The sequence below is a fragment of the Variovorax sp. P2_H12 genome (genome assembly GCF_056403395.1).
Genome location: NZ_JBFUFO010000056.1, coordinates 1 through 17,577, shown reverse-complemented (window position 1 = coordinate 17,577; position 17,577 = coordinate 1). Strand labels below are relative to the sequence as shown.

Annotated in this window: 20 protein-coding genes; 12 read left to right on the top strand and 8 right to left on the bottom strand. The window is 66.8% G+C overall.

Annotated elements, in window-relative coordinates; all coding sequences use genetic code 11:
* Window positions 1-3 precede the first annotated feature (3 nt).
* Together AC1DYK_RS31610 and AC1DYK_RS31605 are read right to left on the bottom strand one after the other, a co-directional pair.
* Complete coding sequence (locus tag AC1DYK_RS31610) at window positions 4-147, bottom strand: hypothetical protein (RefSeq protein ID WP_478093684.1); 144 nt, start codon at window positions 145-147, stop codon at window positions 4-6.
* Window positions 148-233: 86 nt separating this feature from the next.
* On the bottom strand, window positions 234-1,514 hold the full coding sequence (locus AC1DYK_RS31605) for a bifunctional O-acetylhomoserine aminocarboxypropyltransferase/cysteine synthase (protein ID WP_478169912.1): 1,281 nt from the start codon (window positions 1,512-1,514) through the stop codon (window positions 234-236).
* Window positions 1,515-1,924: 410 nt separating this feature from the next.
* On the opposite strand from AC1DYK_RS31605, the gene AC1DYK_RS31600 reads away from it, so the two are divergent.
* From AC1DYK_RS31600 to AC1DYK_RS31580, 5 genes are read left to right on the top strand one after another with little or no spacing between them, the layout of a single operon-like run.
* Window positions 1,925-2,413, top strand: coding sequence for a hypothetical protein (locus tag AC1DYK_RS31600; protein WP_478169911.1), 489 nt, complete (start codon window positions 1,925-1,927; stop codon window positions 2,411-2,413).
* Between the two features lie 10 nt (window positions 2,414-2,423).
* Complete coding sequence (locus AC1DYK_RS31595) at window positions 2,424-4,139, top strand: hypothetical protein (protein ID WP_478169910.1); 1,716 nt, start codon at window positions 2,424-2,426, stop codon at window positions 4,137-4,139.
* A gap of 10 nt (window positions 4,140-4,149) precedes the next feature.
* A complete protein-coding gene (locus AC1DYK_RS31590; protein WP_478169909.1) occupies window positions 4,150-4,338 on the top strand; it encodes a hypothetical protein in 189 nt (62 codons plus the stop codon).
* Complete coding sequence (locus tag AC1DYK_RS31585; RefSeq protein WP_478169908.1) at window positions 4,339-4,905, top strand: hypothetical protein; 567 nt, start codon at window positions 4,339-4,341, stop codon at window positions 4,903-4,905.
* A gap of 10 nt (window positions 4,906-4,915) precedes the next feature.
* Complete coding sequence (locus AC1DYK_RS31580; protein WP_478169907.1) at window positions 4,916-6,466, top strand: AAA family ATPase; 1,551 nt, start codon at window positions 4,916-4,918, stop codon at window positions 6,464-6,466.
* 13 nt (window positions 6,467-6,479) lie between these two features.
* Here AC1DYK_RS31580 and AC1DYK_RS31575 read toward each other — a convergent pair whose 3' ends face one another.
* Complete coding sequence (locus tag AC1DYK_RS31575; protein ID WP_478169906.1) at window positions 6,480-7,601, bottom strand: adenylate/guanylate cyclase domain-containing protein; 1,122 nt, start codon at window positions 7,599-7,601, stop codon at window positions 6,480-6,482.
* 139 nt (window positions 7,602-7,740) lie between these two features.
* Here AC1DYK_RS31575 and AC1DYK_RS31570 point away from each other — a divergent pair, with 139 nt between their 5' ends.
* Genes AC1DYK_RS31570 through AC1DYK_RS31560 form a run of 3 tightly spaced genes read left to right on the top strand, consistent with a single transcriptional unit; the run spans window position 7,741 to window position 10,155 of the window.
* On the top strand, window positions 7,741-9,318 hold the full coding sequence (locus AC1DYK_RS31570; RefSeq protein WP_478169905.1) for a sensor histidine kinase: 1,578 nt from the start codon (window positions 7,741-7,743) through the stop codon (window positions 9,316-9,318).
* A complete protein-coding gene (locus AC1DYK_RS31565) occupies window positions 9,318-9,692 on the top strand; it encodes a response regulator (protein ID WP_478169904.1) in 375 nt (124 codons plus the stop codon). Before AC1DYK_RS31570 ends, AC1DYK_RS31565 begins: the two co-directional genes overlap by 1 nt.
* Window positions 9,693-9,714: 22 nt before the next feature.
* On the top strand, window positions 9,715-10,155 hold the full coding sequence (locus AC1DYK_RS31560; RefSeq protein WP_478169903.1) for a desulfoferrodoxin family protein: 441 nt from the start codon (window positions 9,715-9,717) through the stop codon (window positions 10,153-10,155).
* A gap of 14 nt (window positions 10,156-10,169) precedes the next feature.
* Here the strand turns inward: AC1DYK_RS31560 and AC1DYK_RS31555 are convergent, their stop codons facing one another.
* Complete coding sequence (locus tag AC1DYK_RS31555; RefSeq protein WP_478169902.1) at window positions 10,170-10,865, bottom strand: carboxypeptidase regulatory-like domain-containing protein; 696 nt, start codon at window positions 10,863-10,865, stop codon at window positions 10,170-10,172.
* A gap of 138 nt (window positions 10,866-11,003) precedes the next feature.
* Between AC1DYK_RS31555 and AC1DYK_RS31550 the strand changes: the two genes are divergently transcribed.
* The 4 genes from AC1DYK_RS31550 (at window position 11,004) to AC1DYK_RS31535 (ending at window position 14,017) form a co-directional block, all read left to right on the top strand.
* On the top strand, window positions 11,004-11,717 hold the full coding sequence (locus tag AC1DYK_RS31550) for a phosphatase PAP2 family protein (RefSeq protein WP_478169901.1): 714 nt from the start codon (window positions 11,004-11,006) through the stop codon (window positions 11,715-11,717).
* A gap of 174 nt (window positions 11,718-11,891) precedes the next feature.
* Window positions 11,892-12,389, top strand: a complete 498-nt coding sequence (locus AC1DYK_RS31545) for a VOC family protein (protein ID WP_478169900.1) — start codon at window positions 11,892-11,894, stop codon at window positions 12,387-12,389.
* A 175-nt stretch (window positions 12,390-12,564) separates the two neighbouring features.
* Window positions 12,565-12,855, top strand: coding sequence for a hypothetical protein (locus AC1DYK_RS31540; protein WP_478169899.1), 291 nt, complete (start codon window positions 12,565-12,567; stop codon window positions 12,853-12,855).
* Between the two features lie 118 nt (window positions 12,856-12,973).
* Entirely contained in the window at window positions 12,974-14,017 is a 1,044-nt protein-coding gene (locus AC1DYK_RS31535; protein WP_478169898.1) for an H-NS histone family protein, read from the top strand.
* A 56-nt stretch (window positions 14,018-14,073) separates the two neighbouring features.
* On the opposite strand, the gene AC1DYK_RS31530 is transcribed toward AC1DYK_RS31535, so the two are convergent.
* The 4 genes from AC1DYK_RS31530 to AC1DYK_RS31515 form a co-directional block, all read right to left on the bottom strand.
* Window positions 14,074-15,015, bottom strand: a complete 942-nt coding sequence (locus AC1DYK_RS31530) for a bestrophin family protein (protein ID WP_478169897.1) — start codon at window positions 15,013-15,015, stop codon at window positions 14,074-14,076.
* 176 nt (window positions 15,016-15,191) lie between these two features.
* Window positions 15,192-15,761: a hypothetical protein gene (locus AC1DYK_RS31525; RefSeq protein WP_478169896.1), complete on the bottom strand. Its 570-nt coding sequence runs from the start codon at window positions 15,759-15,761 to the stop codon at window positions 15,192-15,194.
* Between the two features lie 211 nt (window positions 15,762-15,972).
* Window positions 15,973-17,085 carry an RNA methyltransferase gene (locus AC1DYK_RS31520; RefSeq protein WP_478169895.1) on the bottom strand — a complete coding sequence of 371 codons (1,113 nt, stop codon included), beginning with the start codon at window positions 17,083-17,085 and terminating at the stop codon, window positions 15,973-15,975.
* A gap of 245 nt (window positions 17,086-17,330) precedes the next feature.
* On the bottom strand, window positions 17,331-17,577 hold a 247-nt coding region (locus tag AC1DYK_RS31515; RefSeq protein ID WP_478169894.1), incomplete at its 5' end, for an OmpA family protein.

Below are 17,577 nucleotides of genomic sequence, written 5' to 3'. Positions count from 1 at the left end.
CCCTCACATGCCCGCGTTCGAGTAGCGCTCGACCTGACAGGCGAAGCTGCCGGGCTGCGTCGAACAGACCGAGGGCTGGCGCGGCGGCGCGGTGCCCCCGCAGCCTGCCACCAGGCACAGCAGCGTCGCGATTGCGATCCTGACCATACGTGCTCCACGCCGTCGTTGATATCGAGGCAGGGTAGCAGGCGGGGTCGCGAGCGCAAGCGCGGGCCGCCCGCGGGCTCTCGGGCCTACGTCCGAGCAGCCGCTTCCAGCGCCTGCGAGAGGTCGGCGAGGATGTCGTCGCTGTGCTCGATGCCGATCGACAGGCGAACCATGTCGCGCGGCACGCCGGCCTTCTCGAGCTCTTCATCGTTGAGCTGGCGATGCGTGGTCGAGGCCGGGTGGCATGCCAGCGACTTGGCGTCGCCGATGTTCACCAGTCGCACCACCAGCTGGAGCGCATCGATGAAGCGCGCGCCCGCCTCCTGCCCGCCCTTGATGCCGAAGGAGAGGATCGACGCCGGCCGGCCGTCGGTGTAGCGCACCGCCAGCGCGTGTTCCGGATGGTCGCGCAGGCCTGCGTACTTGACCCAGGCCACCTGAGGGTGGGTGCTCAGGTAGCGGGCGACCTTCAACGCATTCTCCGTATGGCGCTCCATGCGCAGCGCCAGCGTCTCCAGGCCCTGCAGGATCAGGAAGGCGTTGAACGGCGACAGCGCCGCGCCCGTGTTGCGCAGGGGCACCACGCGGCAGCGCCCGATGAACGCCGCCGGCCCGAAGGCTTCGGTGTAGGTGACGCCGTGGTAGGAAGGGTCGGGCGTGTTGAGCAGCGCAAAGCGCTCCTTGTGCTGCGCCCAGGGAAACTTCCCCGAATCGACGACGATGCCGCCGATGCTCGTGCCGTGACCGCCGATGTACTTGGTCAGCGAGTGCACCACGATGTCCGCGCCGTGCTCGAACGGCCGGCACAGGATGGGCGTGGCGACGGTGTTGTCCACGATCAGCGGAACGCCGTGGCGGTGCGCCGCGTCGGCCAGGGCCTGCAGATCGACGATGTTGCCCGCCGGGTTCCCGATCGACTCGCAGAAGACCGCCTTGGTCCTGTCGTCGATCAGCGCCTCCAGCGCGGCGATGTCGTCGTGCGCGGCGAAGCGCGTCTGGATGCCGAAGCGCGGCAGCGTGTGCGCCAGCAGGTTGTAGGTGCCGCCATAGAGCTTGGCGACGGAGACGATGTTGTCGCCGGCCTCGGCCACCGTCTGGATCGCATAGGTGATGGCCGCCATGCCCGACGCCACGGCCAGCCCGCCGACCCCGCCCTCCAGCGCGGCCACGCGCTGCTCGAGCACGGCGTTGGTGGGATTCATGATGCGGGTGTAGATGTTGCCCGTCACCTTCAGGTCGAACAGGTCCGCGCCGTGCTGCGTGTCGTCGAATGCGTAGGAACTGGTCTGGTAGATCGGGACCGCGACCGCCTTGGTGGTCGGATCGGGGCTGTAGCCGGCATGGATGGCCAGGGTCTCGAGTTTCATTGCATTTCTTCTTTCGTTGTCGTGTCGGAAGGCGCCGATATTAGTGGCAAGGTCCAGCCGCGCCTGTCGACCCTCAGTCCAGCTTGGGCCCCGCATGGCACAACGGCCTGGCGCTGGTGCTGGCCTGCTACGGGATCTGGCGGGTGACGCAGGAACAGCCACCCGACGCAGGTCGCAGCGCCACGCCAGCCTCCCGATCAAGCGCCGAGTTGCGCCGCTGTTCCATCGATTGGTTCGCCGGCGCGTCCGCGAGAATCGACCCAGAAAAACTCGACGCTCCGCCATGACCAACCTTCGCTTCACGCCCTTGCCGCCCGCCGGCAACCGAGCCCCCCAGATCCACGGGGTCGCCCGGGTATAGTCCGCGCCCAAGAACGAGAATCCATGCACGAAGAAAGCTGAGGGAGGCGATGGCGCGATCCATCCTGGGCGCGAGGCCCGCAGACACCGCGCCCCAGACGTCCCTGCGCGTCGCGGGCATCGACAACAACACCCGCACGGCGCTCGGCGGCGCAGCGCTCCAGGCGCGGCTGCGCCAGAAGCGCTCATCTCGCTACATCGAAGCCCTGACCCGGCTCGATGCGGGCACGCACACCCCCGGCACCCAGGCCACGCAAGACCTGCTGGCCGCGATCCGCGAGGAGCTGCCCGACGTCTCCGTGGATGCCCTGCCGCTGGGCATCGTCGCCAAGTGCTACCTGGGCGCGCCCCATGAGGTGCACACGCTCGAGTGCAGCGGCAACATCATCCGCCACTACAAGACCGGCGAAGCGCTGCCCCACCTGATGGAGCGCGCACGGTCCCTGGCACAACACCCCGGCTACGCATTCATCGAGGTGTATCCCACCAAGCTGATCACCGTGAGCGCCTCCGGCCAAACGGCCATCATCGAAACCTGACCAACCCACCATGAGTTCAGAACGCATCATCCAGCTCGCCGACCTGAGCATGATCCTCGGGTCCCTGCGCAGCCTGCAAGGCGACATCGGCACCGTCTCCGGCCAGGTCGAATCCGTCGGACAAGACCTGACCCAGACGCGTGCCGAGCTGTCACGGCTCGAGCAGGCCTTCGCCGACTTCATGGAGGCCGACCTCAAGGCCAAGGAGCTGTCGCTGGCCGAGACCCGGCAGGTCAAGGTGCGCCAGGAACTGGAAAGCAGCTTCGGCTACTACGGCGTGGTGCGCCGCCAGGCCACCGGCATCCTGCAGGCCTCCGACATTCAACTGGTGCGCAAGGAGACGCTGCGCAGCGCCACCGAAGAGCTGATGATCTCGGCGCCGCGCTATTGGCTGGCGCCCGCGCTGGTGGCGCTGTCGGCCTGGCTGGGCGACAACCGCGATCTGGCGACCCGCGCGCTGGCCGAGGCGGTGCGCCGCGACGACGAGAAAACGTCGCTGTTCTTCGCCCTCGTCGCCCGCCGCGCGGGCCGCACCGACGCCAATCGCACCTGGCTGGACCGCTACTTCGGCTTGCAGGATCCCTATCACCTCGACCGCCAGACCGTGGTGATGATCGACGCCATGGCCAACGGCGTGTTCGGCGCCGACGTGAGCATGCATTGCAGCAAGCGCATCACCGCGTGGATCGAAGAGCTGTCGCAGCAAGCGGGCTTCGTGGAAGCCCAGCGCGTCCAGTGGGGCAAGGGCCTGATCTCCAAGGCGCCAACGGGCGACCACGGCAGCCGCTACAGCCACCTGAAACGCCTCTGCCCGGCCTGGGACCAGGTCAACGACGCCCTCAACGGCGTGGCCGTGCACCAGGCCGTGCTGTCGCATTTCGATGGCGTGTTCAAGGGCGAGATCAAGCCCGCGGCGAGCGTGCTGGTGGCGGCCGACGACCTGCTGAGCAAGCTGGTGACGCGCTTCGACGACGAAGAGCTGCCGCTGCGGCGCCAGGAGGAGCTGTGCCGCTTCATCATCGAGGAGAACGGCGACAAGCGCGCGGCCCAGAAGCGCTACGACCTGCAAAGTTCGGCGCTCGACGAGCAGGTGGACTTCACGCAGTTGCTCACCAACGCGGCCATGCACCCCGAGACCTCGCATGTCACGCGCGCCACGCAGCGCTTTGCCATCGCCCACTCGCGCAACTGGATCCTGGACGCCCACGCGGACGTGACGGCCAGGGCCCGGATGGCGGTTCCACCCCACATCGACATCGCCATCGAGGACTGGAAAGGCCGCACGACGCAGGGCGACGACGAGACCGAACTGCTGGGCAGCCTGAAGGCGAGCATTGCCAAGCGCGAAGCCGATGCGCTGGCGCAGGTGAAGCTCAAGCCGCTGCACTGGGCCGGCCTCGTCTTCGGCGTCGTCCTTGTGTTCATGGCCCTGAGCAGCGGGATGATCACCTTCGTGATGGGCGCCGCCTGCCTGACGTGGGTGTTCCTGGCCTATCGCCAGCTGGGCAAGACGCGCGCCAAGATCAAGGCCGATTTCGCCAAGCTGCAGGAGCAGTCAGCCCAGGCGCTGCGCGCTTGCATGGCCGAAGTGGTGGAGTTGCGCCGCGACGTCGCCAAGCGCGACGCGGTGTCGGCCGACGTGACGACGCTGCTGGAAAGCATCGGCCCCGAGCAGCACATCCTCTCATCGCATGACACGGTGCGCCGCGTCATGGTCAACAGCTAAGGAGCCACGCATGAGTCGCGCAATCATTTCCGGCGCCAGCGCGCCCTCCGATCGCTCGCCGGCCGCTGCCGGCGAGATGCCCGCAGTGGCGGAAGTGCCCGCGCCCGAGGCGACGCCCGAGACGCCCGACGCCCTGGCCGGCGCCTTGCCCGCCTGGGATCTTCTGCCGGTCACCCCGTTCATCCGCCGCGTCAAGTAGATGCCAGTCGCCTCGGAAGGTCCCAGCACCTATGCGCAGTGGAGCCAGTGCCTTGATCGCCTGGCCGCCGGCACGCAGGACGAGGACTGTCTGGAGAGCATGGCGCGGGGCCAGCTGTCGTGGAGCGGCGGCGTCGGCCCCCTGTTCGCCCAACGCCTGGCCGACGAGTTCAATGCCCGGCTGACCCGCTGCTCGGGGCACCTGACGCGCGACCTGCGGCAAGGCGCGGAGGAAGGCACCGTCGTGCGGGCGATTCTCAACGCGCGGCAGTCTCTGTTCTTCCTGCACCGGTTGACGCTCGTGCCCGCCTTCGCCGAGACTCTGCGCACCCACCTGCGGGACGAGCTGCGCAAGTTCGCCGAGCGCACCCAGCAATCGCTGGAAGACTCGGCCAAGGCAGACCGCAGCGGGCGCCTGCGCCTGCTGCTGCAGAACAACACCCTGCAGCGCTACGACACGCTGCCGACCCCACCCCCCGTTGCGAGCGCCCCTGCCGGCATGACCCCGGGCCAGCCCGCATCGACGCCCGCGATCCCCGGCGCGCGGCGGCGCAACATCCTGATTTGACGAAGTTCCGATGAGCGACACCACCGAATTCAAAGCCACCCTCACGCGTTATTTCAAGGCGCGCATTCCCTTCATCTCGATCCGCAGCGCCGAGCGCGGTCGCGTGCTCGACCTGCTGCGCGAGGTCGGCACCACCTTGAACGCGCCGGTGTTCGTGCACACGCTCTCGCAGGGGACGCGCGAACTGACGACGGGACGTTCGGTCAACGAAGACCGCTCGGTGACCGGCGCGGTGGACTTCGCGAGCCAGCAGTTCGCCCAGCGCCAGAACCTGTCGGTCGTGCTGACCGAGGTGTCCGACATCGAGGACGACACGGCCTCCGCGCGCCACCTGCTCGACGTCGTCATGCTCGCCGCGGAACACAGCGGCGTGGTGGTGGTCATCACGACCAAGCCGGTGTGGGGGCAGCTGCAACGCTCAGGCATGTCGCTCACGCTGTCGGCCCCCAGCGAAGACGAGATGTTTGCCATCATTCGCGAAAACCTCGATGCCTACCGCGGCCAGTTCGCCATCGAATGGGATGCCGACGACGAGCGCCGGGCCGCGGCCATCCTTGCCGGCATCTCGCGCATCGAGGCCGAGAACATCATCGCCACGCTGCTGGCCAACGGGCAGATCACCAAGGCCGACATGGTGGAGCTGATGCATGCCAAGGATCGCATCTTCGCGGACATCTCCGGCATCGAACGCGTGACGGTGCGCGGCACCGAGTTGAACGTGGGCGGACTGGGCGGGCTCAAAGCCTGGCTCGACAAGGAACGCCCGTTGCTCACCGCCGATCTGCGCGACCGCGGCATTCGCCCGCCGCGCGGCGTGCTGCTGGTGGGCGTGCCCGGCTGCGGCAAGTCGCTGTCGGCCAAGGCCATCGCGGCCAACTGGGGCCTGCCGCTGTATCGGCTGGACCTGTCCACGATCCATGGCCAGTACCTGGGCCAGAGCGAATCGCGCCTCAAGGACGCCCTTGCCACCGCGGACCATGTCTCGCCCTGCGTGTTGTGGATCGACGAAATCGAGAAGGGCCTGGCCGGCGCGCAGGGTGGGGGCGATGGCGGCACCTCCACGCGGCTGGTCGGACAGTTCCTGTACTGGCTGCAGGAGGCGCGCGCGCGCGTGTTCGTCGTCGCCACCGCCAACGACGTCTCCAAGCTCCCGCCCGAACTGCTGCGCCGGGGCCGCTTCGACGAGTTGTTCTTCGTCGACCTGCCGACGCCGCAGGAACGCCACGAGATCATCGACATCTACACCCGCCGCGGACTCAAGCAGGCGCCGGGCGAAGACCTGATGCAGGAGCTGGTGGCGCTGTCGGACGGCTTCGCCGGCTCCGACCTGGAATCGGCCGTGCGCGAGGTGGTCAAGGAGGCCTACCTCAATGGCGATGCGTCGGTCACGCCCGACCTGTTTCGCCGCAGCTTCGCGAACGTGGTGCCGTTGTCCAAGACGGCCCCCGAACAGATCGAGAACATCCGCGCCTGGGGACGCGAGCGGGCCGTGCCGGCCTCCGGTCAACCCATCGGCGCCGCGCCGAACCAGGCGCGTCCGCGCCGCCAGGTGCTGGGCTGAAGCGGGACTTCGCTCAGCCCCGCGGCCTGATTCCACGGACGCTGAAGCAGTCGACCGGACGCTGGAAGCCCTTCAGGTTCAGCGCCTCCAGGGGCTCGACCTCGAGCATCGGCTCCAGTTGCGCGAACACCGGCCTGGAGATCAGGATCTGGTTGCTCGCGGCCTCGCCGCACAGCCGCGCCGCGAGGTTGGTCACGGTGCCGATGGCGCCATAGTCCCAGCGCCCCTCGAAGCCGATGGCGCCGATGGTCGCGAAGCCCTGGGCGATGCCGATGCCCAGGCCGAGCGAATAGCCGCGCCGCAGCCAGGTCTCGGCCAGCGAACCGATGCGCTCGCGGATCGCCAGCGACATCCGCACGGCTCGCTCGGCGGCATCCGGGACCGGCACCGGATCGTTGAAGAAGACCATCATGCCGTCGCCCGTGAAGTGCTCCAGCGTGCCCTCGTGCGCGAGGATCAGCTCGCCGGTGGCCGCGTGGTACTGGTGCAGCACGCCCATCACGTCCTCGGGCTCGGCGCTCTCGGCGAAGGAAGTGAAGCCGCGCAGGTCGAGGAACACCACTGTGATCTCGCGCCGGTGGCTCACGAGCGGATCCTCGGCGCCGCCGCTGACGATCGCCTCCGCGAGCTGCGGCGAGAAGAAGCGCCGCAGCCGGCCGACCCGTTCGAGCTCGGCCACCTGGGTCGCGACCCGGCGCTCGAGCGTGGCGTTCCAGCCTTTCATCTCGGCCACCAACCCCTCGACCTGGTCGTGCAGGCCCTTGATGCGCAGCATCGAGCGCACGCGCGCCGCCAGCGCCGCATGGTCCACGGGCTTGGTCAGGTACTCGTCGCCACCGGCCTCGAGCCCGGCCACCACGTCCTTCAGGTCGGCCATCGCGGTGACGATGATGATCGGCGTGAACGGAAAGTCGGGATCGGCACGCAAGCGCTTGCAGACCTCGATGCCGTCGACCTTGGGCATCATCAGGTCGAGCAGGATCAGGTCGGGCTTCAACGCCCGTGCGGCTGCCAGGCCTTCTTCGCCGTCGGCGGCCGAGGCCACCTCGTAGCCTTCGCTGCCCAGGCGCGCCTGCAGAATCTTGACGTTGGTCGCGTTGTCGTCGACGATGAGGATGCGTGGGGGGGTTCTCACCGACGGTTCTCCCTGAGGCCAAAAACTGTAGCGGCTTCGCTCCCGTTCCACAAGGCGCGCGCGATGGGCGGACCTGCAGGCGCGTCCTCAGGTCCTGGATGGAGGCCTGGCCATCAAACTCGAACAGCTTGTTACGCTGGTGCTCAAGCGGTCACCCCTGGCCTGGCTGGTGCTCCGGGTCGCGCACGTCCGGGCTTCGGTCCACACCAAGCTGCTGGTCGCCTTCCTGATCATCACGCTGCTGTTCATTGCGATGGCGGTCGCCAGCCTGCTGCTGCTCCTGAACACCACCGCGCAGAGCCGCCTGCTCGACCAGGCGCACGAGCGGGTCAGCTGGTCGCAGCAGAGCCAGTACGCGCTGGCCCGGCAGATGCATTTCACGGCGCTGGCGCTGCTGTCCAGGGACGAGGCCGCGATCGAGCGCATCCTGCGCGAGAACAACCGTTTCAACGAGACGCTGGCCAAGCTGGACACCGCCACGACCGCCGGCCAGAAGGGGTTGATCGACCAGATCCGGGAATCGCAGGACGACGCGATGGGCGTGGTGGCCGACATCGCCAATGCGATCCGCGACGGCAAGCTCGCCGACATCACGGGCGAGCTGCTCCAGCGCGAGGAGCGCCTCGACGAACAGATCGCGCTGCGCATGGGCCAGCTGGTCGATGCCGAGCAGGCGCGCATGGCCCGGCTGCGCGACAGCGTCGACGCCGCGAACCGCCGCTCGCTGATCCTGACCTGCGTGTTCGCGGTCAGCGCCGCGGTGCTGGCATGGCTGTGCGGCTTCGTGATTTCCTGGTCGTTCATCCTGCCGGTGCGCGAGGCCCATGGTTTCCTCGACGATGTCGCAGCGGGCAACTTCGGGCGCAAAATCTCGGTCCCGAACCGTGACGAATTCGGAACGCTCGCCGACCGGATGAACCACATGAGCCAGCAACTGCATCGTCTCGCCGATTCGCAGCGCCAGGCTGCCGCCAAGCTCGTGGACCTCAACGAGCAGCTGTCGCGCGCGAGCCAGGCCAAGTCGGAGTTCCTGGCCAACATGAGCCACGAGTTGCGCACCCCGATGAACGCGATCCTCGGCTTCAGCGAGATGATGATCGACGGCATCTACGGCGAGGTGCCGCCGGAGCTGAAAGAGCCGCTGACCGACATCCAGGTCAACGGGCGCAATCTGCTGCGGCTGATCAACGACGTGCTCGACCTCTCGAAGATCGAGGCCGGCCGCATGGAGCTGGCGCTCGACGACTACTCGGTCAGCGACGTGGTCAACACGGTGCGGACCTCCCTGCGCTCGATCGCGGCCGAGAAGGGGCTGCAGTTCACCACCCATGTCCCGGACGATCTGCCGGTGGCCCATGGCGACAGCGGCCGGCTCACGCAGTGTCTGACCAACCTCGCGGGCAACGCGCTGAAGTTCACGCGCCAGGGCAGCGTCGACATCGCGGTCGAGCTGGCGGGCGACCAGCTCATCTACTGCGTCGCCGACACCGGCATCGGCATCGCGGCGCAGGAGCTCGACAACATCTTCACCGAGTTCCGCCAGGTCGACACCACGATCACGCGCGAGTTCGGCGGCACCGGGCTCGGGCTCAGCATCTCGAAGAAGTTCGTCGAGCGGCTGGGCGGCCGCATCTGGGTCGAGAGCGAGCTGGGCCGGGGTTCCAGGTTCATCTTTTCCGTGCCCTTGCGCGTGGTGCGGAGCACGGAGGTTGCCTGATGAGCGAACGCACGATCCTCTACGTCGAGGACAACGAGTACAACCGCAAGATCGTGCGGCAGTTGCTGAGCCGATCGGCCTGCCGCCTCATCGAGGCGGGCGATGGCGAGACCGGGGTCGCACTGGCGCAGCAGGAGCTGCCCGACCTGATCCTGATGGACGTGCAGCTGCCGAAGATGTCCGGGCTCGACGCCACGAAGCTCTTGACCACGCAAGCGCCGACGCGCCACATCCCGATCATCGTGATCACCTCGTACGCACTGAGCGGCGACCGCGAGAAGGCGATGCAGGCCGGCGCCTCGAGCTATCTCGCCAAGCCCTACAGTCCGAGCGAGCTGCTGGCGATGGTCAAGCAGTTCCTGCCGGACCTCTGACTTCAAGGCCAAGGAGGCGCGCATGACGAAGACCATCCGCAATGCCGTGTGCACCGGCCTCGCCCTCCTGGGCCTCCTGGGCGGGGCGACGCGGGCGCAGGCCGAAGAAGAGCAGGCGCAGCAGTTCACACCCGAATTCCGCCAGCCCCACACCACCTTCGACCCCAAGCACACGCCGAAGATCACCGCGCCCGACAGCGTGAAGCGCGGCGCCTGGTTCGATGTGACGGTCAGCGTTGGCGCCGGATCGCTGCACCCGTCGCTGCAGGAGCACTTCGTGCGCTATATCGCGCTCTACAAGGACTCGGTGGAGATCGCGCGCGCCTACCTGCACCCGGTGTATTCGTCGCCGACCGTGACCTTCAAGGTGGCACTCGACGAAGGCGGGTCGCTGCGCGCGGTGGCCGAGCCGACCCATTCCGCCGCCTGGGAGGCCTCGAAGAAGATCAGCGTGGTTCCTTGAGCCCCCACGCTCCCTCACCGCTCCTTCATCTCGACCGTGACCTGCGCCACTTGCTGGTCGCTCACCGTCACGCTCGCCGGCACGGTCCCGAGGCGTTCGTGCCAGACCTGCAGCTTGTACTGGCCCGGCGGCAGCTTGTCGAAGGCAAAGCGGCCATCGGCGCCCGTGACCGCGTAGAAGGAATGCGCCGCCACCACCACCCAGGCCGTCATCCAGGCATGCAGGTCGCAGTTGATGCGCACGATCTCGGGCGCGGCGAAGGTGACCGGAATGGTCCGCCCCATCGGTTGCGTGCGGTTGAACGAGACATTGCGCTGCGGCGTGGCGTGGATGTTGTGCAGCAGCCGGTCGCTGTTGAGGAAATCCACCGTCCCGCCCGCCTGAACGATCACGACCCGCGGCACGAAAGCGCAGCCCTTCTGGTCGAGCTCGACCTTCTCGGTTCGGGACGGCAGCGGCGCGCCGGGCGGCGGCGTCTCGATCCAGACCACAGCGTTGCGGATCTCCTTGTTGGCCGACAACTGCAGGTCGTCGGCCGGCTTCTCGTGGCCGCACAAATACTGGTCGATCGTGACCGGCACCTTGGCCTGTGCCGGCGCGACGCCCGCGAACACCACCTTGCCCCTGAGCTCGCCGGCCAGGCCGTGGCCGGGCAGGCCGCCGCACAGGAAAAGCAGCGCCAGGACGGTCGGGAACCGGGCTCCAGTCAATGGAAACTCCCTTCGTGGGTCGCCTGGCAAGGAGTATTGCGTGCCCTCGCAGGGCGTCAATACGCCGAAGAGAGGGCGTCACCGACGACATTCGACGTAGGCCGAATGCCGGACACGCACCGTGTCAAGATCACGCCGATGTCCAGCTCTTCCCTCCGCACCCGGCTGCAGCGCCTTTCGGCCGGCCGCCTCGACAGCCTCTGGCCGCTCTGGAAGCCGCTGGCCAGCGGTCTCGCCGTCCTGCTGTTGCTGCTGACGTTCGTATTGGTGGCCAGCGAGGTGATCGAGGGCGATACCCACGCCATCGACATGACGCTGCTGCGCGAGACCAAGGCCTTCAGGGACGCCCACCCCCTGTTCGCGCACGTGATGCGCGACCTGAGCGGGCTCGGGAGCACCACCGTCCTGACCTTCTTCACGCTCGCCACGGCCGGCTACCTGCTGCTGGTGTCGGCGCGCACCCACGCGCTCACGGTGGTGGCATCCTCGCTCAGCGGCGCCGTGCTGGTCAGCCTGCTGAAGCCGGCCTTCGGCCGCCTGCGCCCCGATGCCGCGCTGGCCGACTACGCGGCCTACGGCCTGAGTTTTCCGAGTGGGCACGCGAGCATGTCGGCCGCGGTCTTCCTGACGCTCGGCGTGATCTCGGCCAGCACGCGGATCCGGCTTTCGGAGCGGCTCTACATCCTCGCCATCGCCGCCGTCGCCGCCCTGCTGGTCGGCCTCAGCCGGGTGGCGCTGGGCGTCCACTGGGCCAGCGACGTACTCGGCGGCTGGGCCCTCGGCACGGCCTGGGCGATGGGCTGGTCGATGGTGGCGTTCGGTCTGCTGCGCAGGCGCCGCCGGGAGGGCTGACCACGCGCGAGGCGGCCGCGACGGCGACGCGCGCTGGCGCATCGGTATGTCGATGTGGCAGGCGGTGGCGCACAACGGCATCCCATCCGACAGACCGAGGTCCCGCGATCAGGACAATTGGATCAGTGCGGACGATGGCGGATGCCGAATGCTCAACTCATCAGGAGACCCGAAATGACCAGCAAGAACACGATCTGTCTGTGGTACGAGGGCGCCGCCGTTGACGCTGCGAACTTCTATGCCGAAACATTCCCCGACAGCGCTGTCGGCGCGGTCTTCCGCGCACCGGGCGACTATCCCGACGGCAAGCAGGGTGATGTCCTGACGGTCGAGTTCACGGTCGCCGGCATCCCCTGCATCGGGTTGAACGGCGGTCCGCACTTCAAGCACAACGAATCCTTCTCGTTTCAGATCGCGACCGACGACCAGGCCGAAACCGACCGCTTGTGGAACGCGGTCGTCGGCAATGGCGGCCAGGAAAGCGAGTGCGGCTGGTGCAAGGACCGGTGGGGATTGTCATGGCAGATCACCCCGCGCGCCCTCATCGCGGCGATATCCGACCCCGATCGCGCGGCGGCCAAGCGCGCGTTCGACGCGATGATGACCATGAAGAAGATCGACATCGCCGCGATCGAGGCGGCACGGCAGGGCCGAGACCTATCCACACGTTGATCGCGTCCGGCCGACGGCCCAGAGGGCGGCGCTGAGTCGCTCGATCGGCTTCCCGGGAACGGTCCGACCTTGCGGTTCGAGAGCAGCACTGGGCCCAGGTTACATGTGAAAATTTCACATTTCGAGCCGGCACCTGTATATTGATACGCCCGGTTACGCAAAGAAGGAGCCGCTCATGGATTTGGACTCTCACCTTCGCAAGGTACAAATGCTCAGCCCCAAGGCGGCAAAGATCGCATTGCGAATACTGGATGCAGATCTGGGTATTGCGGTCGAACAGATCTTGGCGCTGCGCCCTGCGCTTGTCGAACGGAGCAGTGAATCGGAGCCTTTCGGTACGACGGACTGGATGACAATCGCCGCGATTGAACGGCCCGCAATCCGTCGGTTCACGGAACGCTTTGAGAGTCGTGAACAGCGTCATGCCCGACTTTGGGTAAACAGCCTCCGCCGAGAGGCGCTGTAGGCCGTGCTGGTCGCATGCCGGTGCGGCTCGCGGAGCGGGTCAGGAAAAGGGTCGCCCCACCGACATCGGCGTGCTTCTCCCGACGGCGATTGCAGCGCTTGAAGTTGCAAAAGCACCCATGAAGAATTTCGCTGCCCAAGGGATCGGATGCGCCAGTGGATTCGATGCTCGCTGGATGCTCGCGTTGCCAGGGACGCTGCGGCTGAAGACGGCACTTCTTGAGCGATCCGGGATGGGTCATCGGAAGAATGAATCCAGGGCGGCGGAGGTATATCCGTTGAATTTCCAGTGGGTCAGCCGGAACAAATTAGACTCCAGCGTTTCCACTCTCAGCTATCAAATGACTAAAACCTACGCACAACTGGCACGCGAGATCGTCGCTCTCCAGGCCTCCGCGCAAAAGCAGCTGGCCGTTGAGGCCAAAGGTGCAATCGCAAAGATCAACGACCTGATCTCGAAGTTCAGCCTTGCGGCGAGCGATCTGAAATTCGCTTCGACCTCCGCTTCCGCTGTCCCGCGCTCGGCTTCGAAAAAGACCAACGCGACCAAACGCAAGGGTGGCACGGTGTCCAAGGGTGCGAAGTTCAGCGATGGAAATGGCAATCAGTGGGGCGGGCGTGGGCCGCGGCCAGCCTGGCTGCGCAACGCCATCGCTGCCGGTCGGGCCCTCAACAGTTTCATGGTCGGCATGGCACCGGCGGTGGCAGCTGAACCGGTTGCACCCGTCGTCGCGTCGCCCGCGAAGAGAGTTGCGGCGAAGACGATCGGGTCCAAGCGCGTCAAGTCGGCTGCATCCTCCAAGGTCAAGCCAGTGAAGGTGTCGATGGCCGCGAAACCATCGCTCAGCGCAGCAGTTGCGGCGCCTGCGCGTGCCGCAAAGACCACGGTGAAATCCACCAGGGTCAAGGGGACGCCGGCCACCAAGGCTGGCGCGAACAAGGCGACGGGTGCTTCGAAGCCGGCGAAGAAAGCCAATGCAGCGAAGAGCCTGTCAGCCGAATCGAAGACGACCCTGCCCGTGAAGAAGGTCGCAGCGAAGACAGCGGGGCCCGCCCGCAAGAAGGCGAAACCAGGCTCTCCAAAAGCGACGCGCAAGGCGGCTGTCGCGAATCAACCGGCGTCTACGACGCCCGAAGCCACAGCGGCTGCCGTTGCCCTGTAGTCTGTGACCGAGGCTTGGCCGTTGATACGGCGGCCTCGGCAGGGAGGCTTCGGCTCTTAACGCAGGACGTAATTGATCGGCTGCAGCGGCTCGGGTGCCGTATCGCGCACCGACTCCCGCAGATCGATCTCGATGGCGCGACAGATCGCATCGAGCGGCAGGTCATTCGCCTCGGCACCGAAGGGTTCCTCGATTTCATCGCCCAGGGCATCCAGGCCGAAGAACGTGTAGGCAATGATGAGCACGACAAAGGGCGTCATGAACCCGACCGAGTCCACCAGGCCGAACGGCAGCAGGTAGCAATACAGGTAGGCCGTCCGGTGCAGCAGCAGTGTGTACGAGAACGGGATGGGCGTTCCCAGGATTCGCTCGCATGACGCAGCCGCGCTGCCGAGCGCGCTCAGTGTGTTGTCCACATTCACGGCCAGAACCGGATCGATTCGCCCGGTTCGTATGGCCTCCTGCAGGTCGGCGCCCATGCGCAGCAGCAGGAAATGCGGCTTGTTGGAAAAGTTGGCCATGTCCCGCCATTCGGCATCGCGCAGGAAGGGCCGCGTGTCCGCACGCCCGTCGCTGTGGCGCAGCAGATGGCGCAGGGCATGCGCGAACGCCGCGCTGCGCAGCGTCATGCGCACGCGCAGATCGTCAAGGCCGCCGTTGCCCGCATCCACCGGCCCGTCGCCGACGATCAGGCTTTGGCATTGCCGCGCCAAGCCACGGGCGCGCAGGACCACCTCGCCCCAGAGCTTGCGCGCTTCCCAAAAACGGTCGTAGGCGGAGGAGTTGCGAAATCCTAAAAAGATGGCCAACGGCAGGCCGAGCAAGGCGAAAGGCGCGGTTCCGATCGGGATCTTGAGGCTGCCCAGACTTCCATGTGCCGCAGTCACCAGCACGGCGACCAGCACATTGACCAGCAACGGAATGGCGATGCGCGGCAGGATGGATCCACGCCACAACAGAAACAATTTAAACCCGGACGGGCGTGGCCGGACGATCATGGGGACAGCGACTTCGGAACGGAAAGCATGGCGGGGTTCGCACTTTCGGCGGTGCGATGCGGCAATTGTCGCTGAGGCGATGGCGTGGTCGCGACGATCGCCGGCGCCAACACCGCCCTGCGCGACCCCGAGGTGCGTTCGCGCTTCGCCTGCAGCAGGGCCGATCCCGGACCGCCCTACCCGCCCTTGCGCCGCCCCGAGATCAGCCGGCGCAGCGCCGCGCGCACGCCGGGCTTGTCCGCCACGCCGATGGAGATCGGTCGCTCGCGATAGAGCGCGCGCTGCTCTTCGAGCACGACGCGCAGGGCTTCGATGCTGGATTCGCTGTAGGCCCACACGCCGGAGACGATGAACTGCCCCGGCAGCGCATCCGCCAGGGGCCGGATCTGGACATTCATGGCGCCGATGCGATCCATCGTCTCGACGCGTGCGGCCGCCTGCTGAACGCCACCGCCCAGGACGCTCACCTCGCGGCTGAACGCGAAGCTGATCGCCTGCACCTGGTGGAAGTGCTCCGAGATGAACGCGCAGATCTCGAGGAACACCAGCCGGCCGAGGTGACGCCGCTCTTCATGCACGACGCGGGTCGGGGTGAAATGCTCGATGTGGATCTGGGTGCCGGCATTGCCCACCGGCACGGGGTCCAGCGTTCCTAGGAGAACGCTGGCGTCGTACACGTACATGGGTTGGCCGAGCTGGTAGGGAGCAGCCCCGGGCCCGGTGATCCGGAGTTTCTTGAACGTCATGAAGCACTTCGCCGGTCGTGCGCGAGGCCGATTCCCCGGCGCGCTCCGAACGCTGTTGCCTTTCGCCTCGACTTTAAGAGAGGCGCGACGCGGATCTTTCAGGGTGATGCCAAGTTATCACAGCGAACTTGACATAGTTCACGCAACTTGGCAGCAACATCGCCGAATGCCTACGAAATGGCACGCGCCGGCACTGCATGCCGGAAGCCGACTACATCTCGGGCCAGGTTGTGGAGGTCGACGGCGGATTCGCGATTTGATGCGCAGTGCGGTTCTGGTCGAATGCCGCCTGCCGCAAGTCTTCGGCCCTTCGAAGCGGCACCTGCACTTCGGCTGCGCGCGCCCTCAACTGACCGCACCCGCCGTCGACATCCTGGCCGGCTGAATAGCGCAGCTTCGTCAATATGCCCCGCTGGTGCAGCGTGCGGGCCATCTGCTTGCAGCGCTCCCACGAGGGGCGACTGAACGCCACCCCATCCACCGCGTTGAAGGGGATCATGTTCAGCACGCCGTACTTGCCGGAAAGGAGGCGGACGATGCCTTCAATCTCCTCTTCCCCGTCGTTGACGCCTTCCAGCAGCGTCCACTGGTACTGAATCGGATAGCCGGTCGTCCGGGCATAGCCTTCGCATGCGGCGACCAGTTCTTCGGGCGTCATGTTCGGCGAACGCGGAAGGAGTTTTCTGCGCAGCTCCGCCTTGGTCGTGTGCAAAGAGAGCGCCAGCGCAGGTCTGACGCGTTCCTGGTGCAGTCTGTCGAACGCGCGTGGATCGCCCACGGTGGAGAACACCAGGTTCTTGTGGCCGATGTCGCCCGCCGTGCCGAGCAGGTCCATCGCTTCCAACACGTTGTCCAGGTTGTGGGCCGGCTCACCCATGCCCATGAACACCACCTTGCGCACCGGCCGGCGCACGCGTGCGAGGGCGACCTGCGCAATGATCTCGGCGCTTTCCAGTTGGCGCAGCAATCCGTCGCGCCCCGTCATGCAGAACTGGCATCCGACGGCACACCCCACCTGCGACGAGACGCAGAGACCGTCTCGAGGCAGCAGCACACTTTCGACGGTCTGACCGTCCGCCAGGGCGACGAGCAGCCGCTCGGAGCCATCGGCCCCGGGATGCACCGCGTGGATGCGTGCCAGTCCCGCGAGCTCCGCTTCGATGGATGGCAAGGCAGCCAGCAGCGACGACGGAAAAAAACTCTCCGGTCGACGCTTGCCGCTGTCCCGGGGCAACGCATGGGACCACAGCCGCAGGATGCGGTGTTCGTGGAGGGGGCCCGCGCCGGCGTCCCGCAGTCGCCGTTTGAGTTCGTGGATTCGCATGCGCAGCCTAGAGCAATCGGACTCTGGAACACTTCAGTGATCCAGCCGATCCCGCCCGAACGTACAGAGTGATGGTCGACATGCCACCGATTGTGACCTGGGCGGCTCCGGCGCATCCTGTTGCGGCCTGTCGAGGCCAACTCCAACGTCAGCTTGAGCAGCAGGCCATGCCGGCCTGACTCAAGCTGACGGGTCTGCGCGAAACCCGGGAGGCGGATCAAGCGACCCGGTTTCGCCCGGCCAACCTAGCCCCCCTGCTCGCCCGCGGCGCGGATTTCCACGCGGCGGTTCGGTTCGAAGCAGGCGATGAGCTCGGTACGGTTCCTGGCCTTGCCCTGGGCCCTGCAATCGGCCTCGGTGACCTTCAGGTCCGCCGGGCCGCGGCCTTCGGTCTGGATCACGTTGGCCGGCACGCCCTGGCTGACCAGGTAGTCGCGCACGGAGTTTGCCCGTGCCACGGACAGGCGCTGGTTGAACTCGAGGCTGCCTATC